This is a genomic window from Cohnella hashimotonis, assembly GCF_030014955.1.
GTDB lineage: Bacteria > Bacillota > Bacilli > Paenibacillales > Paenibacillaceae > Cohnella > Cohnella hashimotonis.
Map to the genome: position 1 here is coordinate 2,460,571 of NZ_JAGRPV010000001.1, position 24,397 is coordinate 2,484,967.

Genomic DNA, 24,397 nt, shown 5'->3' on the forward strand with positions numbered 1-24,397 from the left:
TATGAACTAAAAAAGATTGGCAGGCGATTAAGTCCTGCCAATCTTTTTTGCTTATTGAGATGGATCGAGTCGTATAATCTTTACAAAAGAAAGTCAAATTTCCTTTTTGCATGGAGTATTCTTCTAATTTCGACGAAATCAGGTTGAACGACATAAAAAACAAGGTAACTTTGAATAGCCAACATTCGATAATTCAGCAGTTGTAGCCTTAAATCGTTAGGAACGGAACCGCGCAGCGGAAAATAAGCAAGCAGGGAGATGGCTTCATCGAATTGTTGCAGAAGATTTAACGCTGCTGGCGGATTGTCCAAGGAGATGTATTCCATGACTTCCGTAATATCCTGTTCCGCCAAAGGAAGATATTTAATCGGAAGCTTTTTCTCCATGGAGACGGCTCCTTAGTTTGTTCATCAGATCCGCGTGTTCAATTTTTGGAGTAGAAGGATCCGAGCTTTCTTTTTCGGCAGCAGCGAGCTTCTGATACAATTCAATGATCGCTTGCTGCTTTTCATAAAAAGCATGACTCATCACTACCAAATCCTCATGGCCATTTTTGGTTATGAAGACGGGTTCGCCTTCCGTGTGACAGATTTCAGAGATGTAATTAAAGTTGTTCCTCAGATCCGATATCGGTTTGATGACCGGCAATTTCCTCACCTCGTCTAAAAGGGTGCATGTATGGATCATTTTATCATAATTATGATATTTTAAACATCGACCTAGACGGAGGAAATCATGAAAAACATTCAAGCCATTATTTTTGACCTGGATAATACGCTGTTAGATCGAACGCTTACTTTTCGGAACTTCATCTCCTCATTAGTAACTACATACTTTTCGCATGTTTCAAATTCGATTTCCATAGCGTCACGAATCATCGATTTAGACCAGGATGGATATAAAGATAAACATTTATTGTTTGCGGAATTGCTGGATGAGCTGCCGTGGTTAACGAAACCTGAACATCATGAATTATTGGAATTCTATAACGTGAATTATGTAAAAAACGCCTTACTTATGGAACATGCGGCAGAGATCATGCGTTATGTCAGCCGGAAGTACAAGATGGGTCTTATTACAAATGGAAAAACGATTATTCAATACGGAAAGATCGATCGATTAGGAATTCGGGATTTATTCGATTTTATCCTCGTTTCCGAGGAAGCTGGCGTTAAAAAACCGGACAATCGAATATTTGAAATGGCAATGAATAAACTGGGGCTCAGTCCTGAGCAATGCTTGTATATTGGCGACCCTCCCAAGAACGACATTGAAGGTGCAGGGCTAGCTGGGATGAAAACCATCTGGTTTGAAGTGAATCAACCGTGGAGAGCGGAGATTTCGATTAAACCCGATTATAGGATTAAACATTTAAGAGAATTAGAGGCTGTACTAAAAAGGGGAGATGATTAATCTGTTTATCAAGGTGATTTGGTTTCACCAGGATATCGAATCTCCTGTACTTCTTTATTCAGAGTTAGATCAAAGTAAGTTTGAAAAACGGAAAGTTGAACTATTTAGAAACGGCAAATTTGGAATAGCAGATACCGAAATAGAATTTAACTCAATGCTTGGGATCTGTGAAGTCCCTTCTTTAGCAGAGATTAATACGAACCCGGAATTCTTTGGATTTGAAATCAATAAAGACGAGTTTGAATGTGTGTGGAAGGAAGCGTTGCTTAAATGTCATTTAGAGGATTAAGATTTAAGACCGAACAGGGAGACAATATTCAAACCGCTAGCCTTTTTTCAACTTTGGTTGCTTCCAAATATCAATGGTTCATCGATAATTTAGACACGTGAATGCCGTTTTCGGTGAATTTATTGCTTTCGAAAAGGACTATGAACCTATCTCTTGCGAACCTGAGATCAACGATTGGGATGATTTCGTAAAAAGTCCGGCTCGAATAGTTGTGCTTATCTCCGACTGTTATTAAATTTCGTTTTATATCGAGTCAAGGGTATACGCCCGAGTTGATCGATGAAACAGATCCAAGATACAAATTTAAGGTCTGGTAATTTGTAAGGGGGAAGCGTTTGAAAAATCTGGCGACAAAGCTGATCATCTCAAGCATCTTTATTACTGTTTTAAGCGGCTTAGAAAAGATCTTGCTCTTCATGTCTTTTCAAGAGCAAAACACGAAGAGCCTCCGTCAAAGCCGGATAACGGCTGCGACAGAGGTCTATTGCTCATGACTTAACAATTGTTCGTAGTTAAGAGGTTTAACCGCACAACTGAGCTCGCTGCCAACGTTTTGCCCGGAGTTACGCGGGTTTTCCGCGCAACTACGTTCTCAGCCGACGTTTTACCCGGAGTTACGCGGTGTTTCCGCGCAACAGCGTGCCCGCGCAGGTCAGACGCGATGCAGCCGCCGATGCGCCGACGGCGTGATCCCGAGCTTGGCGCTGAATACGCGGCTGAGGTAAAATCCGTTCTCGTAGCCGCATTGCTGCGCGATCCAGTCGAGCGGCTGCGTCGTCTCCTCCAGCAGCCGACAGGCACGCCCCAGCCGCAGGCCGGTCACGAACTCGGTAGGGGTCGTCCGATATGCCGCGCGGAAGCGGCGGGTCAACTGCACCGGGCTGATGCCGAGCACATCCGAGAGCGCGCGCATTGCGAGCGGCTCAAAGGCGCGCTCGAGCAGCCATCTGCGCGCTTCCTCCATATCGGGCGCAGGCGTGTCCGCCGCCGAACGCGCGGCCGATTCGGCGCGGCTCCGCTCGATTTCCATTAACCGCCACAGATCCTCCATCATATGTTTCATCCGGCCGAGCGCAGGCTCCTGCCGAATGGCGCCTCCGATTTCCTTCATATACCGATAGGTCGACATAAGTCTCTCCCCGTCGTGGACCGTCCACTTTCCTCCTAGCGCTGCCGATTGTTCGGGGTCCGCTGCAAGCGCCCAATCGAATTTGATGAAGTGGAACGTCAGCGGCGACAGCGCGCGCCGATGAAACACGGTGCCGGGCGGACAGACGACGATGTCGCCGAACCCGGCTTCTCCCGCCTGCGCGCCGATCCGATATTCGAACCGGCCGCGCTCGACAGCGAACATCGTCCATGCCGGATCCGTATCTTGCGCCAGCTGAAATTGCATTTTTTTAAACCAGTACATATAGGCCACCGGACGCAACATCCAATCGATTCTCATGGGGAAGCTCCGTTCATCTGTGAAATATCGGATATGGTTATCGTAATAGGATGCATGTTATTTGGCAAGCGGGAGAATTAAGATGAAACAGAGGATAAACAAATGTTTCGGAGGAGAGGTCGGCAAATGCGGAGCGAAACGGTAAAAACCGATATCACCGTAGTCGGGGGCGGGTTGGCGGGGGTGAACGCGGCGATCGCGGCTGCGAGGCTTGGGCGAACCGTGGCGCTCGTCAACAACCGTCCGGTGCTCGGCGGCAATTCCAGCAGCGAGGTGCGCGTCTGGGTTTGCGGGGCGACCGCGCACGGCACCCAGCGCTATGCGAGAGAGACCGGCATCATGGGCGAGCTGTTCGTCGAAAATCAATACCGCAACAAGGACGGCAATCCTTACTTCTGGGATATGGTCGTGCTGGAGGCGGTACGCGCGGAACCGAACATCCAGCTGTTCCTGAATACGGACGTGCACGAGGTTGAAGCGGACGGTGAAGCGCAAGATCGGACGATCCGCGCGACAATCGGGTGGATGATGGGTTCGGAGCGGCGCATCCGCTTCGAGAGCGAGGTTTATCTCGACTGCACCGGCGACGGGCTGGTCGGCTTCCTGGCCGGCGCCCAATATCGGCTGGGACGCGAGGCTAGAGAGGAATTCGGCGAAGAATGGGCGCCGGACGTCGCCGACGACATCACGCTCGGCAGCACGCTTCTCTTTTATACGAAGGACGCCGGGCATCCGGTCAAGTATACGCCGCCGCGGATGGCGATCGACGTGACGAAGACGACGATTCCCGAACGGCGCATCATTCGGAGCGGCGATAACGGCTGCGCGTACTGGTGGATCGAATGGGGCGGCGAGCGCGACACCGTCCACGACAACGAGCGGATTCGCGACGAGCTGTGGTCGGTCATCTATGGGATTTGGGATTATATTAAAAATTCCGGCAAGTTCGACGCGGACAACATGACGCTGGAGTGGGTCGGCTCGCTGCCCGGCAAGCGCGAATACAGACGCTTCGTCGGCGATTACGTGCTGAACCAGAACGACATCCTGGCGCAGCGGGAATTCGACGACCGCGTCGCGTTCGGCGGCTGGTCGATCGACCTGCACCCGCCGCAAGGCGTGTACGCGACCGAGTCGGGCTCAAAGCATCTATTTTCGGATGGGATTTACCACATACCGTTCCGTTCGCTCTATTCGGCGAACGTGAACAACATGCTGATGGCCGGCCGCGACATCAGCGCGTCCCACGTCGCGTTCGGCACGACGCGCGTCATGGCGACGTGCGCCGTTATCGGCGAAGCCGCCGGCACCGGCGCGGCGCTGTGCGCTGCCATAGGCATCACGCCGCGCGAGCTTCACCGCAGTCATCTGCGCGAGCTCCAGCAGACACTGCTGCGCCAGGATGCTTCGATCATCGGGCTGCGCAGCGACGACGAGAACGACCTGGCCCGGCGTGCAAGCCTCTCGGCTTCCAGCGAGCGCAGCCGCTTTGGGATCGAGCAGCCGGCGTATGCCATCCCGCTCGCGAACGATATCGGCATCACCGTGCCGGTCGATCCGGCGCTGGACGGCATAGAACTGCTCGTGGACGCCACGGCGGACACGACGCTTGTCGTCGAGCTCTGGGACACCGGCCGACCGGAAAACTACGTGCCGTATGCCAAGCTCGCGGAGGCATCGGTCGCCTTGTCCGCCGGCAGCCTGCAGTGGGCGAAGCTTGGCTTAAGCTGGGTGCCGGAGACGGCGTGCAACGCGTTCCTCGTCGTCAAGGCGAACGAAGCGCTCGAGCTGCATTTCGCGGACCGGCCGAGCTCGGGCGTACTCGCTTATCGAAGGAGCGATCCGGCAAGCGTCTCGCGGCCGAACGAAGAACGTCAGCAGGGGCAGCCGCTTGTCGAGTGGAGCAAGCACGAATTCGACCATGCCGCGCCATGCCTTCGTTTGACTGCGCCTACCGAAGCCTTCGCCGCCGGCAAAGCGAGCGACGGATATCTCCGTCCTTATGGCGGGCCGCATTTGTGGTCGTCCGAGCGGATGGCGGATGCCCGCCCGGAATGGCTGGAGCTTACATGGAGCGAGCCGGAGTCGATCCGCGAAGTTCATCTCGTTTTTAACGACGACGTGAACGACGATCTGATTAATCTGCACCACCATGTCACGCCGTACGAGGCGATGCCGTCGCTCGTTAAGGACTACCGCGTCGAGGCGCGAGAAGGCGACGCATGGGTGACTGTCGCCGAAGGAAGCGGCAACTACAAGCGCAAATGCGTCCATCGATTCGATGATGCCATCGGCACTGAACGGCTGCGCATCGTCGTCGAAGCGACCAACGGCAGTGCATACGCGGAAATCGTCGAAGTGCGAGTGTACGCCTAATTCGGCTCCTTTACAACGCGGGAATATCGCCAAGTTCATTCAAAGATGCGGTTTTGCTTCATGAAACGAAGCGGAACCGCGTCTTTGCCGTTTCTTTAGTTCGCAAGCAGTCATTCCATATTGCTTGTTCTGTCATGAAATTTTCCTCGCATGATATCTAATCAATAAATCTCCTTCAAAATCGCGATCGCATCCTCCAAGGTCAGACCGAACGACTTGTAATACGAGGCGTCGATCGCCATTTGCTTCGATACCGTCTCATGGCGCATTAGCAGCATCTCCTCGGGCGTGAATTCGGCCACGAAACAACCTTTGCCCGTGATAGTATGGATCAATCGGCTGCGTTCGAGCTCTTCCCACGCTTTTTTGACGGTGATGACGCTGATCTGCAGCTCCAGCGCAGCTTGGCGAATCGGAGGCAAACAGTAGCCGCTCGGCAGCTCGCCTTTTAAGATCTGGGCGCTGATTTGTTCGAACAGCTGCTGATAAATCGGTTTTTCGGAAGTGCTCGAGATCGCTACGTTCATTATAGCTCCACTTTCAAGAAATGTCGGACCGACAGTCGATAAGCAACCGCCGTGAAGACGGCGAATATCGCGACCCCCGAGACCAGAATGAGCGATTGCTCCGCAAGATGGCCGGTTCCGATATCGTTAATAACGGCGGATACATCGGCATTCGCGATTCCCAGCCATTGCGCGCCTCCTGCAAATAGCATGGCGGCCGTAATCGATACGATCGCGGGGTTGCCGTATTTGTACGCCGTTTTATAGTATAAAGGCAAAAACAACAGATTAAAAATCGCCAGCATCACCAGGCATAATCCCAAGAAACCGATTGTGGGAGCGTAGAAGTAATAGATGAAGTCCGGATACAAGTAGCGATTAATAACGCCGAAAATGACCGCAAATCCAATATGCAGCACCTCCAGGCAGACGATGACGAGTACCCGGGATTTGACCATGTCTCTTTTGGTGACGGGCATCATCGAGGAAAGCATCAAGTCGTTGTGCGTGCGAAAGCCGCCAAACATATTGGGAATCGTAATCCAGCAAAAGTACAATAGCACGAGGAAGTAAATCCAGCCCGGTACGAGCATGAGGGCGCCTGTCAGCACAGGCATGGCGAAATACAAAGGATTCACGCCCAATTTAAAGTCCTTCAACCATAAATTATACATACGACTCCTCCTTTTTCGCGGAGTAAACCATGATTTCCTCGAGACTTGGCGTGGCAGCCCGGATACCGAACGCCGGATTGAGGTCCACCGCGCGGATCAGTCCCGTGAAGCCGAAGGAATTGACCTTATAAGATATAAGCTTTTCTTTCACCTGGTCCAGCTCGCTCTCTTTGCCGCTCAGCAAACGGTAGGAGGCCATAAAGTCCTCTTTGTCGGCGCTTTTGATAATTTGACCGTTTTCGATAAACGTAATGTAATCCGCGCACTTCTCCAGATCCGACGTAATATGCGTGGAAAAAAGAATGCTGATCTCGCCGCCTGTAACGAGCGACCGGAAAATATCGAGCAGGTCATCCCTTGCGACCGGATCGAGGCCGCTAGTCGGCTCGTCGAGTATAAGCAGCTTGGCGCCGTGGGACAGGGCAATAGCCAGATTGTATTTGACCCTCATCCCCGTCGACAGTTCGGCGATTTTTTTATTTTCGTCCAGTTTGAACCTTTTTAAGTAGCTGTAATAGGCATCGTCGTCCCAATGTTTATAAAATCTTTTAATGACGCCGGTCAATTTGCCGATCTTGCTCCGCGTATAAAAATCGATGCCGCCGAACGCGCACCCGATTTCCTGCTTCAGCTCAAGCTCGTGCTCCGCCATGCGTTTGCCCAAAATTCGCACGTCGCCGCTGTCCAATTGAATCATATTCATGATCGACTTGATGGTCGTCGTTTTCCCTGCGCCGTTGGCGCCGATAAATCCCATGATATAGCCCTTTTCAAGCTGAAACGAGACGTTTTTTAACTGGAAATGGCCATAATTTTTGTTTAAGTTTTGAATGTCCAACGCAAGCATGACGTGCCTCCTTTTCATATTGTGCATATCGTATATGCACAATATAACATCGCTGCGGCCTCCGGTCAATTTATGGTTGTCGGACCGATTCGGCAATAATACTGGCGGAACAGCAAAGGAGTCATGCCGGTCTGGCGCTTGAAGCAGGTGGAAAAGGAGGGCCTGATCGGCCAAGCTCGGCAGGATGACGGCTACCTGAACACCTACTTTACGGTTCAGGAGCCGGGTCAGGTCTGGTCGAACCTGTAAGAAGCCCACGAGCTCAACTGCTCGGGCCACCTGAACGAAGCAGCCGCTGCATATTACGAGGCTGCCGGCAAGCGCAAGCTGCTCGAGCAGTGCCTGCCATTATTTGAGGATAGGTATCTATTCTTCGATTGATTACGATAGAGTGCGAGAGTCTATCCAAGATCGGAGAGCGTGATATTGATGGTGTCAAAATGGTCCGCCGCAGCGCGCAAGGCGTCAGCGGTCGCGGCGCTCGCCGGGGTACTGGGCGGATGGGCGAGCGTAGCCTGGATAACGCCGTCGGCCGCTGCCGCCTCCGGTACTGCGCTTCCTTTCGACGATGTGCGCGATAATTACGCCGCCCAGGCGATATCGAACATGGCGGCCCTACATATCGTGACCGGCACGGCGGCGCGTTTGTTTGAGCCCGACAAGCCGGTTACCCGCGCGGAATTCATGACGATGCTGGACCGGCTGCTGGGCATCGAGCCTGTCGAAAGCGCGATCGCCTCTTTTTCGGACGTTCCGAGGACGGCGTGGTTTTACCGGTGGGTGCAGCCTGCAATTCAATTAGGATGGGCAAAGGGAACGTCGGTCTCGTCGTTTGAGCCGAATCGTACCGTTACGCGCGAGGAAGCGGCGGTTTTGATCGCGCGCGCCTTGAAGCAGCCGCTTGACGCGAATGTGGCCTCGTCCGTACGGATTTACCGGGACCAGGCGCTAATCCGGCGTTGGACGCTGCCCGCGATAGATCGTATGCGGCAGCTCGGAATCATGAGCGGGAACGAGGATGGCCGCTTTCGGCCCGACTCTCCGATGACAAGGCAGGAAGCGGCCGTGCTGCTCGATCGGATCTGGACATACCCAGGCTGGTCGGCGGAGATACAGGCTGCGCCGAACAACCCTATCCAGCTCGGCTGGCAATACGGGCAGTCGACCGCCCAATACGAAAAAGAGGTTCTTGCCTCCGGCATCAATACGTTGTCGCCGCGTGCCTTTTTCCTCGACAAGAACGGATCCGTCTCGGACTACACGGATGCTTCGCTGATCGCTTGGGCGCATGCCAAAGGCAAGCGGGTATGGGCGATGGTCGGCAATCGCTCCGATCAGGCCGCCACGCATGCGATGCTGTCGGACGCCGGACGGCGAAGCGCATTCGCTATGCAATTGGTCAGTCTGGTCCGACAGTATGGCATTGACGGGCTCAACATCGACTTCGAGAACATGGCGCCCGAAGACAACAAGACGTTTACCGCCTTCATAACCGAATTAAATGAAGCGCTGGACCGGATTTCTGCCGTTCTGTCTGTGGACGTCTCGCCCGACCTCGGCACGGATTGGACGGAAGTGTTCGATTATGCGGCGTTGGGGAAGGCAGCGGATCATATCGTGCTGATGGGGTACGACGAGCATTGGGGAGGCGGCGCCGCAGGTTCGGTGTCATCGCTGCCTTGGCTTAACCAAAGCTTGACGACGCTGCTGAAGCAAGTGCCCGCCGCGCGGGTCATACTGGCGCTGCCGCTGTTCAACCGGGACTGGCATACGGAAGCCGGCGCGACCGGGTCCGAAGAGATCAGCCTGGTTCAGCAGAACGAACGGGTGACGGTCATGCGCGCCAAGGTGAAATGGGAAGAGACGACCGGCCAGTATTATGCCGCCTACGGGACTGCGTCGTCGTTGCATCGGATCTGGCTGGAGGACGGGCGTTCGCTGTCGCTCAAGCTCGGACTCGGCCAGGCATATGGTTTAGCAGGCTACGCCTTTTGGTATATGGGCGGGGAGAGCAAGGACGTCTGGACGAGCATGGCCAACGCCAGGCGGTTTGCATCGTATTTGTTCGATTGAATCGGCTGAAGATGTCGCAGCTTGCGCATGAAGATGTAAGGATCAGTTCTATGAAATAGAACGCAAAGAGGACGATGCGGGAGATACCCCTGCTTCATCCTCTTTTTCTTGCTATTCGCATAGTATGACATACCTGCAAAATGCTCCTTTTTTGACGAAGCCGCGATCTCTGATCGAGAACCCTGCCGCAGTCAGCATGTCGTCGATCGGTTCTATGGAGACGATAACGACACGGCCGGCGATCCGGCGGGCGTGCCGGAGGATGGACTGCTGCTCCCCGGCGGTGATCTTGGAGACATGATTGTACGGCAAGTCCACCACCGCAGCATCGTAGCTTTTGTATACTTCGGCGATCGGACCGAGGACAACCTCGCCCTGCAGCCCGAAATGCGCGATATTTTCACGCGCGCCGCCTGCCAAAAGCGGGTTAATCTCGCGGCCGACCATATCGATACCCATGGACAGCGCCTCCACGAGAACGGTTCCGATGCCGCAGCAGGGATCGACGGCTTTAATGCCGTCAGGACGCGGAACCGCGATATTTGCCACCGCTCGCGCGATCCGCGTAGGAAGCGCCATGGAGTATTGGCGGGGTTTTTCCATATGGTCCAGCCATACGGACCGGTTTTTCGCATGAGAGCCGAAATACCAGCGTCCGCCGAGCGTCGCGATGCCGAACACTGTATCCGGCTGACGCATATCCGCTCTGCCTTTGACCCGCATGCCGACTTGCCGCTCGATCTCCCGTTGATCCTCGTAGGTCATTTTCCCATCCGCCGGCAGATCGTTCGTTTTGACGAACAATACTTTAAAAGACGCTTGGGTCGCGGGCATCTCCGCCACTTGATTCGCGATGTCCTCGATGCTGTCGCCTTCATAAAGGACCTCAAGCCTTTCCTTTATAAAGGGGCTTCGAGAAGGATCGACTTGGACAGGGCTTATAAAAATAGGCCGATCGGGGTCAATCCCGAATAATGAACGCAGCTCCAATCGGCATAGCGAATGCTCGTCTTCGTGCGCGGCATAGGTATAGATGTACATGAGGGATGATTCTGACAGTGACAAAGCCCAACCGCCCGCCTTTACCTATGAATTTCGTATAGCCGTTAAGTCCGTCTAGTCCGTTCAGCCCATTATACATGAGATGCAGGATATCAGGCGTTCCGTGTGGAATAAGATGGGAAACCTGTGCAACAAAGGAGAATAATTGTGGATGCCATCGATGCCATACTGCTATCGCAATTTAAAGAACTCACGAAAGAGGAGCAGCTGAAGATTACGTCCGGTTTATCCATACATTTCCGCGAGACGATCGAATTTTCCGAAGCCGGCTTGTCGAAGCGCAGCGCGGATGAAAAAGAAATCTGCAAAAATGTACTAAACGGCTTTATCCTCACCAAGCGGCATCAGGCGGATATTCGAGAAATGCACGAACGGCTGAAGGATACGGACTTGCCTCAAAAAGTCTCGTTTGGCCGGCTTAACGGCGATAACGGAGGGGCTTAGATGGACGTATCCGATGTGTCATTGACAAGAGCGAGTATCCATGAGGCATCAATCATACATGAAATGCAAGTCAAAGCATTCTTGCCCTTGCTTCAGAAGTATCAAGATTACGATACGAGCCCTGCTAACGAACCGGTCGAACGGATCGTCAGCCGATTAAACCAACCGATTACAGATTACTATTTCATCATGATGTCTTCCATTTCCGTCGGGGCCGTTCGAATCGTAAGACTGCAAAATAACGCGTTCCGGGTGAGCCCTATATTTATATTGCCCGAATACCAAGGTCTCGGCATCGCCCAAAAGGTATTTGAACTGCTTGAGCGTCAATATGAAGCGGCCAGAAGATGGGAACTGGACACCATCCTTCAAGAGCGAGGCAACTGCTACCTTTATGAAAAATTGGGCTATAGGAGAACTGGAAAAAGCGAAGTGATTAACGACAAGATGACGATCGTATTTTACGAGAAGCCGATGTCTGACTGCGCTGAACAATGGGATATCCTATGATCGACAACAAGACAGCAATATGGTTTATTGCAGGTTTGTTGGGCGCTTTTCTAGCGGCAGCCGCTTTGCTGATCGGCCACATCAAAGTCGTGAATCGGATGATAGAGTTTAGATTACGCGGTAGGCTTTAAAAAAGAGAGAAAAAACTAAAGTTGCGGGGACGAGGATGTATGAAAGATTTAAACCTTTTCTTGTCTCGCTTAGCATGGGATACTCCACCGGAACAACTTCTGGAGGCTAAAGAACAACTAAAGAAGCTCAGCGATCGTGTTTTTAAGTACTTGGTGCAGCCTGGTGGTAAAATGCATTGGGACCATGCTGCAGAACTCATCGTTGAAATCGGATATCCGAGAGTCGCGCCTATACTCTCTGATCTTTTGGAATGGTTAAAAGACTTAAATTGGCCAGGGGCGCGCCTTATTTCGGATCTACTGGTTTCGATTAAAGAGCCTTTAACTCCTTTCGTCAAAGACGCATTGCAATCTGGCGATCAAATATGGAATTACTGGATCATCAATCAAGTGTTAAAACGATGGCCGATTGAAGTAGTTACGTTACTAAGTGAACCCCTGATTGCGTTGGCATTTGATTTCGATGAGGAAGAAGCTCATTTAGCTGCACTTCAATTACTCGTTAATCTTAAATTGATGCCCACTGAAATCGCTTTGGGCCTAATTGATATGAAAATAGAAGACTTTAGAAACGAAGACATAATGAAAGATTTACTTGCGCTAAGAGCAAACGTTGCCGGATGGACGACATAAAAATAATACGACAACGATTCCACGTAATATAAAGTTTGTCCCACGTTCTTCTTTTGATTGAAATAAAGGATATGCCCGCGTTAACTGGGTGTATGTTAATCTGTGAATTTCATCGATAAGATAAAAAAATAGAATCAGGCATGAAAGGAAGACTGATCGTCATGGCGGAATATCCCGAGCTAGCGCTTGAGGCACTGCTTCGCGAAGCGCAAGCCAGTCTCCGGACGACGTGCAGCGCGGTCCCCGCCTGGTCGATTCCCGGCTTTTATTACGATCGCGAGGGCCATCTGAACGGCAAGCGGTTGATGGAGCCCGATGCCCAGGCCGTTTATACGACCGCGCTTGCGTATCGCATGACGGGGGAGGCGATCTACGCGTCCAAAGCGGTGGAGATTCTCGACGGCTGGGCGACCGTAAACCGGGAGATCGGCGGACATGACGGTCCGCTGGTGTCGGCCTATGTAGGCGTCGCCTTCATCCGCGCGGCCCTGTGGCTTGAACCGTTCGACGGGTGGAGTCGGGAGGCGCGGAACCGGTTCGAAGGTTGGATGACGAACGTGTGTCTTCCCGCGTGGGAGGCCATTGAAGGGCGCAACAACTGGTGGGACTGGAGCTTGTACGCGCGTCTTGCGCTTCATCGGTTGACGGGCGACGAGCCGGCGTTCGCGCTAGCGACCCAAGCGCTGAAGGCGCATATCGACCATGCGATCGCGGAGAACGGTTTCCTGCCGGAGGAAGCGGCCAGAGGCGCCAACGCCATGTGGTACCATTACTTCGCCCTGGCGCCGATGACGGCTGCGGCGAAGCTTGTGCTGGATGCGACAGGCGAGGATTTGTTTCGATGGACGTCTCCGGGGGGCAAGAGCATCAAACGCGCCCTCGATACGTTCCTTCGCTACGCGGACGGTCGTTCAGACGAATGGCCCTTCGGCGAGACGCAGAACATCCCGGCTCCGCTCGGCGCGGATACTTGGCCGGTGGATCTTTTCGAGGCGATGGCGCTAATTTATCAGGACGAAGCTTACGCGCGTTTCGCTGCACCGCATCGGCCGGTTACGGGACACCGCAACGCGAGCAGCGGCTACTTTCAGTCGTATGCATGGAATTACCCTACGCTTATTATTTGACTAATATAAAGTTGGTTCTACGGAGGCTCTCATCGCCCTCGATCGCCGCGCCTCCGTCGCCACCGTGCACATATCTTGTGCATCTCCGCGCCTATCACGACCCAGCACTACGCCCCGGCCGCCACCAAGCACATTTCTTGTGCATCTGGGCGCCTATCGCCACCCAGCACTACGCCCCGGCCGCCACCGTGCACATTTCTTGTGCATCTCCGCGCCTATCGCCACCCAGCTCCACGTCCCGGCCGCCATCGTGCACATTTCTTGTTCATCTCCGCGCCTATCACCACCCAGTACCAGGCTTCCGCCGCCACCGTGCACCTTTCGATGTACGCCATGTGAACGAGCGCAAAGAAATAACTTATATCGATCATCTCTATAGTAAACATTTATTAAAGTCGGATGGTAATAGTGTTAAAATAGATAAGGTTAATTCGGACCCGGACAATTTCGCGCAAATTTTAAGATATAAGGATGGTCACAAATGAGTAACGGACAAACAAGTTCAGACGTAATCTTGATCGGCGCGGGCATCATGAGCGCGACGCTTGGCGCGATGCTGAAGGAACTGGCGCCGAGCTGGAAAATTACCGTGCTCGAGAAGCTCGCGAGCGCGGGCGAGGAGAGCTCCAACGAATGGAATAACGCCGGAACGGGACATGCGGCGCTGTGCGAGCTCAACTATACCGTCGAAAAGCCTGACGGCTCGATCGATATCAGCAAGGCGATCAGCATCAACGAGCAATTCCAGGACTCCATGCAGTTCTGGTCGTACCTTGTCGAGAGCAAGCTGATCCGTAATCCGAACGATTTTATTATGCCCCTTCCGCATATGAGCCTTGTGCACGGGCAAAAAGACGTGTCGTTTTTGAAAAAACGGTATGAGGCGTTGTCCGTCAATCCGCTGTTCCATGGCATGGAATTCACCGAGGACCACGCCAAGCTGAAGGAATGGATCCCGCTGATCATGAAAAACCGGAGCGGAAGCGAGCCGATCGCGGCCACCAAGGTCGACGCCGGCACGGACGTCAACTTCGGCGCTTTGACGCGCATGCTGTTCGAACACCTCAAGAAAAACAATGTCGACATCAAATACAAGCACAAAGTGGACGACATCAGCCGCACGCGCGACGGCGCCTGGGAGCTGAAGGTACGCGCAGACAACGGCCGCGTCGAACGGCACGCCGCGAAGTTCGTCTTCATCGGCGGCGGCGGAGGCAGCCTCCACTTGCTGCAAAAGACCGGCATACCCGAGGGCAAGCATATCGGAGGCTTCCCGGTCAGCGGTCTGTTCATGTCCTGCACCAATCCGGAAGTCATCGCCAAGCATCATGCCAAGGTCTACGGCAAGGCCAAGGTAGGCGCGCCTCCGATGTCGGTTCCGCATCTCGATACCCGTTTCATCGACAACAAAAAGTCGCTGCTGTTCGGACCCTTTGCCGGCTTCTCGCCGAAGTTCCTGAAGACGGGCTCCATGCTCGATCTGATTACTTCGGTCAAGCCGCACAATCTCGTCACGATGATGGCTGCCGGCGCCAAGAACATGTCGCTCACCAAGTACCTGATCCAGCAGGTGATGCTGTCCAAAGAACAGCGCATGGAGGAGCTCCGCGAGTTCGTACCGGACGCGAAGAGCGAGGATTGGGAATTGGTCGTAGCCGGACAGCGCGTGCAGGTCATCAAGGATACGGCCGCAGGCGGCAAAGGAACGCTGCAATTCGGCACCGAAGTCGTGACGGCGGCCGACGGCTCCGTCGCCGCCCTGCTCGGCGCATCGCCGGGCGCTTCGACCGCCGTATCGGTCATGCTGAACGTCATCAAAAGATGCTTCCCGCAGCAAATCCAAGCCTGGGAGCCGAAGCTTAAAGAAATGATCCCGTCGTACGGCGCTTCTTTGCTTAAAAATCCGGAACTGCTCCGCGAGATTCAAGCATCGACCGCGCATACGCTCGGTTTAAGCGCCGGCAAGGCGTATCAAAAAGCGGCAAGTCAACCCGTATCCTAGCATTCCCCGTTTTAACCGCAGCGAGCGTCAGGGACATCTTCTCCTGGCGCCGCTGCTTTTTTTAGTTTCAAACGATTTCAAAACGGGTAAATGAATCGAAAAAAACGAGGCCAGCATGCAATCTTGGGCGGCTAAACGAAAATTTTGGAGGTAACCCATGCATCGCGTCAACCTGGACCAGAACTCCTTTAACGGGCAAGTTTTTCAATTCGCTTCCTTCGGCGTCGCTTTGACCGATCCGAAAGGGCTTTTCCTGACCGTAAATCCCGCTATGGAGCGGATATTCGGATATAGCAAGGAAGAGTTCGAAGGGCAGCTGTTCGGCTGCTTCTCGCATCCCGACGATCCTGTCGGTTCTATTGATGAGCTGAAGGCGTTGATGGGGGACACCGAGTCGGAGTGGCAAATGGAAAAACGTTTTATCAAAAAAGACGGTTCGACGATCTGGACGATGATGTCCGTACGTCTGTTCCGCAGCGACGAAGGAACGCCGCTTTATTATATTGTGCAAATCATCGACATTTCAAAGCAAAAAATATCCGAGATCCAGCTGCAGGAGTCCGTCGAACGCTACACGTCGCTCAAGAAGTACAATCACGATGCCGTTATCTCCTTCGACCTTGAAGGCCGGGTGATCAACGGAAACGCAGTCGCCGAAAAGCTGACGGGTTATTGCATCGAATCGGAGCTGATCGGCATGGAGCTTGCCAATATTATCGGTCAGCCCAATGTTGATCGAATATTGGCGAATGCGCTGCAGGATACGACTGTCGAGCAAGGCATCGATACGCTAGTCACCAAGGACGGCGAAATCGTCGAAGTCATCACGAGCATTGCCCCCATTTTCGTAGGCAATCGCAATATCGGCTTTTATCTCATCTGCAAGGACATCTCCGAGCAAAAACAGCTGGTGCTGGCCAAAGAAATGGCGGAGGCCACCAACCGGGCGAAAAGCGAATTTCTGGCGATGATGAGCCACGAAATCCGCACGCCGATGAACGGCGTCATCGGCATGACCGATCTGCTGCTCGATACGGAGCTGGACGAGGAAAGGCAGGGCTATGTCGAGATTATCCGCAACAGCGGGGAGGCGCTTCTCGCCATCATCAACGATATCCTGGATTTGTCGAAGATCGAGGCGGGGAGAAGCGAGCTGCAAGAAACGTCCTTCGACCTCCGGAAATGCATCAAGGACAGCTTGTCCGTCGTATCCGCAAAGGCGGACGAAAAAAATCTCGAGCTGTCGTATGCGATCCATCACGACGTCCCCGATTATATCTATGGCGATGCGGATCGCTTGAAGCAAGTGCTGCTCAACCTGCTCGGCAACGCCGTGAAGTTCACGCCAAGCGGCAAAGTGTCGGTAGCCGTCAAAAAGATCAAAGCTAAAATACCGCTGCTGTCATTTACCGTAACGGACACGGGGATCGGTATTCCGCCGGATCGGCTGGAGGAGATTTTCGAACCGTTTTCGCAGATCGACAGCTTTATGCTGCGCAAGCACGAAGGGACGGGTCTCGGTCTTTCCATCAGCCGGCGTATCGTCGAACTGATGGGCGGAGAGATCCGTGCGGAGAGCGACGGCAAAGACGGTTCGACCTTTCAGTTCTCCATCGAACTGCACGAACGGACAGCCGAAGAGCTGCCGCCCGAGACGGGGGAGCTGCGAGACGCGGTCATGACCTCGGCGAGAATACTCGTCGGCGAAGATAATCCGATCAATACGCTCGTACTGAAAAAAATGCTGGAAAAAATGGGCCATTGCGTAACGGTGGCCGCGAACGGAAAAGAAGTGATCGAAGCGGCGCTTCAGGAACCTTTCGATTGTATTTTTATGGATATTCACATGCCCGTTATCAACGGCTTGGACGCCGCGCGCTCGATCAGGGAGCGTCTGGCGCCCGGCTCATGTCCGCGAATCGTCGCGGTCACCGCGAACGCGCTTAAAGGCGACCGGGAAAAATGTTTGGCTGCCGGCATGGACGATTACGTGAGCAAGCCCGTAAAACGCGAGGTGATCTCGCAAATATTGGGACAGTACATGAGCAGAGCGGTTTAGGATTTACGTGAAAAGAACCCCGTCATGCGCATAGACTGAGCGTTCTCTCATCGCATATAAGTAGATGGAGACTTGAAGTCAACCAGAACGGGGGACGGCCATGTACGGCAACAACAAGCTCGGCAAATACAGGCTGCTGCGCAAGGATCGGACGGCGGCCGCGCATTTGCCGCCGACCGCGGTCGCCAGCCTGAAGTCGATTCAAGCGATGCTGGGGCGTTATTCGTCCGTCTACCTGAAACCGAGTCACGGCACCGGCGGCTTCGGCATCTTCAAGTTGTCGAGATCCAAGGGCCGGTACCTGCTCAAACACGGCACGCACAGTCGCGCGTACGCGAAGCTCGAACACGCTTATGGCGCATTTGCCAAGGCAAAGGCGAACAAAACGTATTTGGTCCAAATGGGAATCCCGTTGCTCAGCTACAAGCGCCGGCCCTTCGATCTTCGCGTCATGGTGCAGCGCAATCCGAAGGGGGCTTGGGAGGCGACCGGCATCGTCGGGCGGGTCGCCAGGCCGAATAAGATCGTGACCAATTATCATAACGGAGGCAAGCCGATGCCGGTCGACGTGCTGCTCTCGCAGTCGATTCCCCCGGCGGGGCGTGCCCGCTACAAGCGGCGCCTCATGGGGCTCGGGCTTCGGGTCAGCCGCCATTTGAACCGCCGTTTTCCTCAATTCCGTGCGTACGGCATCGATATCGGAATCGACCGGTCGCTGAAACCCTGGATTATCGAGGTGAATTCGCGTCCCGACAAATCCATTTTTAACGCGCTGTCCGACAAGCGGATGTATCGAAAAATAATGGCGTACGGCCGGATGCCCAAAGCGGGAGCGGCTCGAGCGAGAAAAGCGCGTCGCGTCTTCTCCAAGCGAGCTTAGCGAGAGCCGGCATCGTCAGTTTCCGGCGAAGGCCATCAACCGAAGACGCAGGTTGCGGATAATCCGTGCCTGCGTCTTTTTCGCGTTATTATCTATCCGCGCGGGCGCAGCGCAATCGTGTTATGTTTAGTATGGAAGGCACAGCACTTCTTCATGAAAGGGTGGAAGGACGATTGAGAGAAAACGCGCGAAAGCATAGCAATTGGGCCGGCAATTACGAATACCAAGCCGCCGAGATCGTCGTTCCGTCAAGCGTCGAGGAAATCCAGGAGCTTGTGGCGCACAGCAGTCGCGTCAAGGCGCTTGGCTCGCGACATTCGTTTAACGGGATCGCCGATACGAAAGGCACGCAGCTCTCGATGGACAAGCTGAACCGGGTCATCGACATGGACGAAAGAAGCGGCAGAGTCAAGGTCGAAGGCGGCATTCGATACGGAGAGCTGTGCGCATACTTGGATCAACGCGGATATGCGCTGCCCAATCTGGCTTCGCTGCCGCATATTACGGTCGCGGGCGCCTGCGCGACCGCAACGCACGGCTCCGGCATTCGCAACGGCAACCTGGCGACGTCGGTTCACGCGCTGGACCTGGTGACGGCGAACGGCGATAAGATTTCGATCTCCCGCGACGACGGAGACGGAATGCTGCAAGGCGCTGTCGTCGGCCTCGGCAGTCTTGGCATCGTGACGGCGGTTACGCTTGAGGCGATTCCGGCGTTTCGCATGAGCCAGACGGTCTACGAAGGGTTAGCGCTTGCGACGCTTGCGGGCAGCCTCGACGAGATTTTCTCCGCCGCCTACAGCGTCAGCTTGTTCACGGATTGGCGTCAGGCCGGATTTAATCAGGTGTGGCTTAAACGAAAGGAGCCGGATGAAGGAAGCGAACAATCGCTGGCGGAGCCTTCATTCTACGGCGCCACGCGTGCGACCGAGCGCAAGCATCCGGTGCCGGGACTGTCGGCGGACCCATGCAGCGAGCAGCTCGGCATCGTCGGCAGATGGTACGAGCGCCTGCCGCACTTCCGCATGAACTTCACGCCAAGCGCCGGCGAAGAGCTGCAAAGCGAGTATTTCGTTCCGCGCGCCGCGGCGTACGATGCGCTGTGCGCGATCGAACGGCTGCGCGGGCAGATCGCGCCGCTGCTGTACGTATCCGAAATCCGCACGATCGCAGCGGACGAGCTGTGGATGAGCCCTTGCTACGGGCAGGACGCGGTGGGCATCCACTTCACGTGGAAGCCCGAGCAGGCGGCCGTCTCCCGCCTGCTCCCTTTGATCGAGGAGGCGCTTGCCCCTTTCCGGGCGCGCCCGCACTGGGCCAAGCTTCATGTCATGAATCCGGCTCTGCTGCGCTCGCTTTACGAGAAGCTGCCCGATTTCCAACAACTGGCCGCGCGGTTGGATCCGAACGGCAAATTCCGCAACGCTTATACGGAAAAGTATTTGCTCGGCGCTGACAGCGTCGGTACGGGAGATTAACGCCCTTTATCTCTTCGATAATGCCCTGGCGACACGCCGTAGGCCTGCTTGAACGACCGGATGAAATAGTTGGGATCCATCCCGATTCGGCCGGCCGTCTCCGACACCGAAGCAAGCGGGTCCTCTTCCAGCCATACCGCTGCCTGATGGAGCCGGATGCGGCGAAGGTACGCCAGCGGCGGCTCGCCATAGGCTTCGCGGAACAGGCGCTGGAAGTGCTGCACCGAGTATCCGACCGCGCTGGCGACGTTCGACATGACCAATGGCTCGGCGAAGTGCTCGTGCAGGAAGTGGACGGCGCGTGCGAGCGCGGCGTCGGATTGCCGCGTCCGCAGCGGCGCTGCGGGCGAAGCGGGTCCGGCCGCGAGGGAGCCGAGCAGCAGCAGAAATTCGTATAGGCGCGCAGACAGCAGCCGGGCTGCGTCGGGATCGGCCCGGTCCGCGAGCTGCCAGAGTCCCTGGATGCCCGCGGCAGGCGCGTCCGTTTCTTTTAGCGTAAACGCCGAACGCAAAGGCAAGCCGCAAGCATCGGCTATATCCGGTGCGCATGCGCCCTCGAAGCCGATGTAGCCAAGCATCCAAGGCTGTCCGGGAAACGATTCGTAGCGATGCGGCTCGTCTGCGGGCAGCAGCAGCGCCTGACCGGCATCGACCGACAGACGGTTCCCGTCGGGGAATTCAAAGCGGCCGCGGCCGCCGAGCGCGACAAAGCATTGCATCACGGGAAAACCGGCCGGCCGGGCGACCGGATGCTGCGCATGCGCGCCAACGCAGTACAGGCTGACCGGGAGCCGTTCGCGTTGTACGGATGGGGATAACCGGAACGGGAGTTGCATCGCTTTACGCCTCCATGTTCATTTTGTGCTTATTTTGACGTTCATTGTGCTAACGATTATAGCAGGTGTAAGGCTACAATCAGACTATAGTTTAGTTTTATAACGTTGACAATGAGACGATATGCACAGAGTGAAGGAGAGAGTTGCGATGGCGAAGCGTTACGCGCCGGTCAGCGGCAAGATCAAGGGATTCATGCATGGCGCGGACTACAATCCGGACCAATGGCAGCACGACCCGAAGGTGCTCGAGGAGGACATTCGGCTGATGAAGCTGGCCGGCTGCAATGTGATGGCGGTCGGCATCTTCGCCTGGGCGGCGATCGAGCCGGAGGAGGGCCGGTTCGAATTCGCATGGCTGGACCGCGTGTTGGAACGGTTCGAAGCGAACGGCATCTATGCCTGGCTCGCGACGCCGAGCGGCGCCCGGCCGGCCTGGATGTCCGAACGCTATCCCGAAGTGCTGCGGGTGAACGCCCAGCGCGTGCGCAACCTGCACGGCTTGCGCCACAATCACTGCTACAGCTCGCCGGTGTACCGGGAAAAAACGGCGATTATGAACGGAAAGCTGGCGGAGCGGTACGCCCGGCACCCCGCCGTCGTCGGCTGGCATATTTCCAACGAATACGGCGGCGATTGTCACTGCGATTACTGTCAGGAAGCGTTTCGCGAGTGGCTGCAGGCTGAATACGGTACGCTGGAAGCGCTGAACGCGGCCTGGTGGACGTCCTTCTGGGCGCACACGTATACAAGCTGGTCGCAGGTCGAAGCGCCGTCGCCGCGGGGCGAGAACATGGTTCACGGACAAAATCTCGACTGGAAGCGCTTCGTCACCGCGCGGACCGTCGACTTCTGCAGACATGAGATTGCGGCGGTGCGTCCGTACAACCCGGACCTGCCCGTCACGACCAATCTGATGGAGGGCTACGAGGGGCTCGATTACCGCAAGTTTGCGGACATTTTGGACGTCGTTTCCTGGGACGCGTATCCGAAATGGCACGGCGCGAGGGACGACATCGAAGTCGCGGCCTGGTTCGCGTACAATCACGATCTGTTCCGCTCGCTCAAGGACAAGCCGTTCCTGCTCATGGAGAGCACGCCGAGCATGACCAACTGGCAGCCGATCAGCAAACTGAAAAAGCCGGGCATGCACAAGCTCGCTTCTCTGCAGGCCGTCGCTCACGGCTCCGATTCGGTACAGTACTTCCAGTGGCGCAAAAGCCGCGGTTCGAGCGAAAAGCTGCACGGCGCGGTCGTCGATCATGTCGGACATGAGAACACGCGCGTATTCGCCGACGTAGCGGAGCTTGGCGAGACGCTGCGGCGCATCGCGGACGCGGCGGGTACCGGCGTGAATGCCCGCGCGGCGCTGCTGACCGATTGGGACAATCGCTGGGCGGTCAACGATTCGCAAGGACCGCGCAATGCGGGCGTTCATTACGAGGACACGCTGATGGAACACTATCGCGCGCTGTGGTCGCTCGGCATCCAGGTGGATATCATCGGCTCCGAGGAGGACCGCGACCTCTCCCGCTACGACCTGATCGCAGCGCCGATGATGTACCTGTGCCGCGCATCCGTCGGCGAACGCCTGGAGCGCTTCGTCGAATCGGGCGGCACGCTCGTGGCCACCTACTGGAGCGGCGTCGTCGACGAACACGATCTGTGCCACCTGGGCGGGTTTCCCGGACCGCTACGCAAGACGCTCGGCATCTGGGCGGAGGAGATCGACGCGCTTTACGACGACGAGCGCAACGCGCTCGTGCCGGTCCCCGGCAATGCGCTCGGCCTCGAGGAGACGTACGAATCGCGCGAGCTATGCGAGCTCGTGCATCTGGAAGGCGCGACCGCACTGGCGACATACCGCGACGACTTCTATGCCGGCCATCCTGCGCTTACGGTGAACGAACTGGGCAAGGGCCGCGCCTATTACCTGGCGACTCGGGCAGACGCCTCGCTCCTCGATGCGCTTTATGCCAAGCTCGCCGGGACGCTGTCGCTGCCAAGAGCCATCGCGTCCGTTTTGCCTCGCGGCGTGACGGCGCATGTCCGCTCCGATGGCGTATCGGACTATGTGTTCGTCGAGAATTACAGCGGTGCAAGCCAGTCCGTCAAGCTCGACGGCCGGTCCTACCGGGATGCCGAGACGGGAGAGGCGCTGGCGGGCATTGAGCTGCATCTGGAGCAGAACGGCGTGCGCGTGCTGATCCGTCCGGCCGAATAAAATCATACATTGCGACCGCTTCCTTCATTGAGAGGGAGCGGTTTTCATTTGGCTGAAGAAAGCGCTATGATAAAACTTGGAAAAACTCAAGGTATGGAGGGTGGCGTTATGACGGCCGAACGTGGTTTGCCGGACGTTCTTAGGGGAAATAACGGAGAACGGATCGAGTCGGTTGACGAGTGGCGGAGCAAACGGAGACCCGAAATTTTGGCGCTTTTTCGAACGTATGTATATGGCAGGGAGCCAATCGACAGGCCGGCGTCTTTAACGTTTGAGACGGCTGTAACGCCAGGCATGCTGGATGGCAGGGCGGTCCGCAAGCAGGTCGATATCCGCTTCGAGGGTCCCGGCGGGAGGGGAACGATCCGCCTGCTGCTTTTTGTGCCGGACGAAGAAGGGAAAGGGCCATATCCGGCTTTTCTGCTGCTCAACAATCGAGGCGCGTTAACGACGGATCCACAGCGACAAGTCGGCTCCCCGTTCTGGCCGGCGGAGCGCATTGTCGCGCGCGGATACGCGGCGGCGGTGCTCGACGTCGAGGACGCGGATCCGGACGTCGACGATGGCCATCGCGACGGGGTGCACGGCATCTTCGACCGCTTCGACGGCGAACGGCCGGCGGACGCTTGGGCGACGATTGCGGCCTGGGCGTGGGCCGCGCGCCGTGCGATGGATTACCTGGAGACGGACCCTGACATCGATGCCGGGCGCGTCGCCGTTGCGGGACATTCCCGGGGAGGCAAGGCGTCGCTATGGGCAGGCGCCCTCGACGAGCGCTTTGCCCTGGTCGTCAGCAACGAGTCCGGCAGCACGGGCGCGGCGCTCTCGCGAGGCAAGCGCGGCGAGACGGTCCAGGCGATCAATGACCGTTTCCCCCACTGGTTCAACCGCAATTATAAGTCATTTAACGGTCGCGAGGAGGCGCTCCCCGTCGATCAGCATATGCTGATCGCAGCCGTGGCGCCCCGCGCCGTCTATGTGGCGAGCGCCGACCGGGACGAATGGGCGGATCCCGCATCGGAGTATGCGGCGCTTCTCGCAGCCGTACCGGTCTACAGGCTGCACGGCTTCAATGGATTGGGGGATGCGCCGTTCCCGGCGCCGGAGTCCCCGCTGATCGGGGAGCGAATGGGCTATCATCTGCGCAGCGGCGTTCACGACTTGACGGCATACGACTGGGAAAGGTTCATGGATTTTGCCGACGCCGGCGCGCTGAAGTGAGTTAGGGCAAGCTCGGCTGTAACAACGAACTTATAAATATACGACACCTTGCGCGGATAATCCGGCGCTTGGGTGTCGTTTTTTTTATGTCTCGCGGATGGTTCTCGGGTTTTTATACTTTTTTTAGAATTGCGTTGAGGATGGTTTAGACTTGCCCGTTAACAT

At 55.7% G+C, this 24,397-nt stretch carries 22 protein-coding genes and 1 pseudogene; 15 read left to right on the forward strand and 8 right to left on the reverse strand.

From position 1 onward, the window contains the following. Positions 1 to 80: 80 nt before the first annotated feature. Together KB449_RS09595 and KB449_RS09600 are read right to left on the reverse strand one after the other, a co-directional pair. A complete protein-coding gene (locus tag KB449_RS09595; protein WP_282908164.1) occupies positions 81 to 386 on the reverse strand; it encodes a type II toxin-antitoxin system RelE/ParE family toxin in 306 nt (101 codons plus the stop codon). After that, positions 364 to 648: a type II toxin-antitoxin system Phd/YefM family antitoxin gene (locus tag KB449_RS09600; RefSeq protein ID WP_282908165.1), complete on the reverse strand. Its 285-nt coding sequence runs from the start codon at positions 646 to 648 to the stop codon at positions 364 to 366. Before KB449_RS09600 ends, KB449_RS09595 begins: the two co-directional genes overlap by 23 nt. 87 nt (positions 649 to 735) lie before the next feature. Here KB449_RS09600 and KB449_RS09605 point away from each other — a divergent pair, with 87 nt between their 5' ends. Beyond that, a complete protein-coding gene (locus KB449_RS09605; protein ID WP_282908166.1) occupies positions 736 to 1,413 on the forward strand; it encodes an HAD family hydrolase in 678 nt (225 codons plus the stop codon). Further along, positions 1,406 to 1,702 carry a DUF6881 domain-containing protein gene (locus tag KB449_RS09610; protein ID WP_282908167.1) on the forward strand — a complete coding sequence of 99 codons (297 nt, stop codon included), beginning with the start codon at positions 1,406 to 1,408 and terminating at the stop codon, positions 1,700 to 1,702. Before KB449_RS09605 ends, KB449_RS09610 begins: the two co-directional genes overlap by 8 nt. 652 nt (positions 1,703 to 2,354) lie before the next feature. On the opposite strand, the gene KB449_RS09615 is transcribed toward KB449_RS09610, so the two are convergent. Next, on the reverse strand, positions 2,355 to 3,152 hold the full coding sequence (locus KB449_RS09615; RefSeq protein ID WP_282908168.1) for an AraC family transcriptional regulator: 798 nt from the start codon (positions 3,150 to 3,152) through the stop codon (positions 2,355 to 2,357). Positions 3,153 to 3,278: 126 nt separating this feature from the next. Between KB449_RS09615 and KB449_RS09620 the strand changes: the two genes are divergently transcribed. Then, a complete protein-coding gene (locus KB449_RS09620) occupies positions 3,279 to 5,528 on the forward strand; it encodes an FAD-dependent oxidoreductase (protein WP_282908169.1) in 2,250 nt (749 codons plus the stop codon). A gap of 161 nt (positions 5,529 to 5,689) precedes the next feature. On the opposite strand, the gene KB449_RS09625 is transcribed toward KB449_RS09620, so the two are convergent. The 3 genes from KB449_RS09625 to KB449_RS09635 are packed head-to-tail and all read right to left on the reverse strand — an operon-like array spanning position 5,690 to position 7,555. Then, positions 5,690 to 6,055, reverse strand: coding sequence for a GntR family transcriptional regulator (locus KB449_RS09625; protein ID WP_282908170.1), 366 nt, complete (start codon positions 6,053 to 6,055; stop codon positions 5,690 to 5,692). Then, positions 6,055 to 6,708, reverse strand: coding sequence for an ABC-2 transporter permease (locus KB449_RS09630; RefSeq protein ID WP_282908171.1), 654 nt, complete (start codon positions 6,706 to 6,708; stop codon positions 6,055 to 6,057). Before KB449_RS09630 ends, KB449_RS09625 begins: the two co-directional genes overlap by 1 nt. Continuing rightward, on the reverse strand, positions 6,701 to 7,555 hold the full coding sequence (locus KB449_RS09635) for an ABC transporter ATP-binding protein (protein ID WP_282908172.1): 855 nt from the start codon (positions 7,553 to 7,555) through the stop codon (positions 6,701 to 6,703). Before KB449_RS09635 ends, KB449_RS09630 begins: the two co-directional genes overlap by 8 nt. A 162-nt stretch (positions 7,556 to 7,717) precedes the next feature. On the opposite strand from KB449_RS09635, the pseudogene KB449_RS36700 reads away from it, so the two are divergent. Both KB449_RS36700 and KB449_RS09645 read left to right on the forward strand, forming a co-directional pair. Then, positions 7,718 to 7,891: pseudogene (locus tag KB449_RS36700) on the forward strand (beta-L-arabinofuranosidase domain-containing protein); the annotation flags it as partial. Between the two features lie 93 nt (positions 7,892 to 7,984). Then, positions 7,985 to 9,628 (forward strand): glycosyl hydrolase family 18 protein, encoded by a 1,644-nt coding sequence (locus KB449_RS09645; protein ID WP_282908174.1) that lies wholly within the window; start codon positions 7,985 to 7,987, stop codon positions 9,626 to 9,628. A 111-nt stretch (positions 9,629 to 9,739) separates the two neighbouring features. On the opposite strand, the gene KB449_RS09650 is transcribed toward KB449_RS09645, so the two are convergent. Further along, positions 9,740 to 10,669, reverse strand: coding sequence for a TRM11 family SAM-dependent methyltransferase (locus KB449_RS09650; protein WP_282908175.1), 930 nt, complete (start codon positions 10,667 to 10,669; stop codon positions 9,740 to 9,742). A gap of 168 nt (positions 10,670 to 10,837) precedes the next feature. On the opposite strand from KB449_RS09650, the gene KB449_RS09655 reads away from it, so the two are divergent. The 8 genes from KB449_RS09655 to KB449_RS09690 all read left to right on the forward strand — a co-directional run bounded on the left by KB449_RS09655 (position 10,838) and on the right by KB449_RS09690 (position 19,954). Beyond that, a complete protein-coding gene (locus tag KB449_RS09655; protein ID WP_282908176.1) occupies positions 10,838 to 11,134 on the forward strand; it encodes a hypothetical protein in 297 nt (98 codons plus the stop codon). Beyond that, positions 11,135 to 11,644, forward strand: coding sequence for a GNAT family N-acetyltransferase (locus KB449_RS09660; RefSeq protein ID WP_282908177.1), 510 nt, complete (start codon positions 11,135 to 11,137; stop codon positions 11,642 to 11,644). Positions 11,645 to 11,814: 170 nt separating this feature from the next. Further along, positions 11,815 to 12,408 carry a DUF5071 domain-containing protein gene (locus KB449_RS09665; protein ID WP_282908178.1) on the forward strand — a complete coding sequence of 198 codons (594 nt, stop codon included), beginning with the start codon at positions 11,815 to 11,817 and terminating at the stop codon, positions 12,406 to 12,408. A 161-nt stretch (positions 12,409 to 12,569) separates the two neighbouring features. Beyond that, positions 12,570 to 13,535, forward strand: coding sequence for an alginate lyase family protein (locus tag KB449_RS09670; RefSeq protein WP_282908179.1), 966 nt, complete (start codon positions 12,570 to 12,572; stop codon positions 13,533 to 13,535). Between the two features lie 481 nt (positions 13,536 to 14,016). After that, the gene (locus KB449_RS09675; RefSeq protein ID WP_282908180.1) at positions 14,017 to 15,537 is read left to right on the forward strand and encodes a malate:quinone oxidoreductase; all 1,521 of its coding nucleotides are present in this window, start codon (positions 14,017 to 14,019) and stop codon (positions 15,535 to 15,537) included. A gap of 157 nt (positions 15,538 to 15,694) precedes the next feature. Then, positions 15,695 to 17,596 (forward strand): PAS domain S-box protein, encoded by a 1,902-nt coding sequence (locus tag KB449_RS09680; protein WP_282908181.1) that lies wholly within the window; start codon positions 15,695 to 15,697, stop codon positions 17,594 to 17,596. Between the two features lie 100 nt (positions 17,597 to 17,696). Beyond that, positions 17,697 to 18,476 (forward strand): YheC/YheD family protein, encoded by a 780-nt coding sequence (locus KB449_RS09685; protein ID WP_282908182.1) that lies wholly within the window; start codon positions 17,697 to 17,699, stop codon positions 18,474 to 18,476. A gap of 173 nt (positions 18,477 to 18,649) precedes the next feature. Further along, the gene (locus KB449_RS09690; protein WP_282908183.1) at positions 18,650 to 19,954 is read left to right on the forward strand and encodes an FAD-binding protein; all 1,305 of its coding nucleotides are present in this window, start codon (positions 18,650 to 18,652) and stop codon (positions 19,952 to 19,954) included. Here KB449_RS09690 and KB449_RS09695 read toward each other — a convergent pair. Beyond that, positions 19,951 to 20,790, reverse strand: coding sequence for an AraC family transcriptional regulator (locus KB449_RS09695; protein ID WP_282908184.1), 840 nt, complete (start codon positions 20,788 to 20,790; stop codon positions 19,951 to 19,953). The genes KB449_RS09690 and KB449_RS09695 overlap by 4 nt on opposite strands. Before the next feature lie 148 nt (positions 20,791 to 20,938). Here KB449_RS09695 and KB449_RS09700 point away from each other — a divergent pair, with 148 nt between their 5' ends. Then, positions 20,939 to 23,011, forward strand: coding sequence for a beta-galactosidase (locus KB449_RS09700; protein ID WP_282908185.1), 2,073 nt, complete (start codon positions 20,939 to 20,941; stop codon positions 23,009 to 23,011). A 108-nt stretch (positions 23,012 to 23,119) separates the two neighbouring features. After that, positions 23,120 to 24,232, forward strand: a complete 1,113-nt coding sequence (locus KB449_RS09705; protein WP_282908186.1) for a dienelactone hydrolase family protein — start codon at positions 23,120 to 23,122, stop codon at positions 24,230 to 24,232. The last annotated feature ends 165 nt before the right edge of the window (positions 24,233 to 24,397 follow it).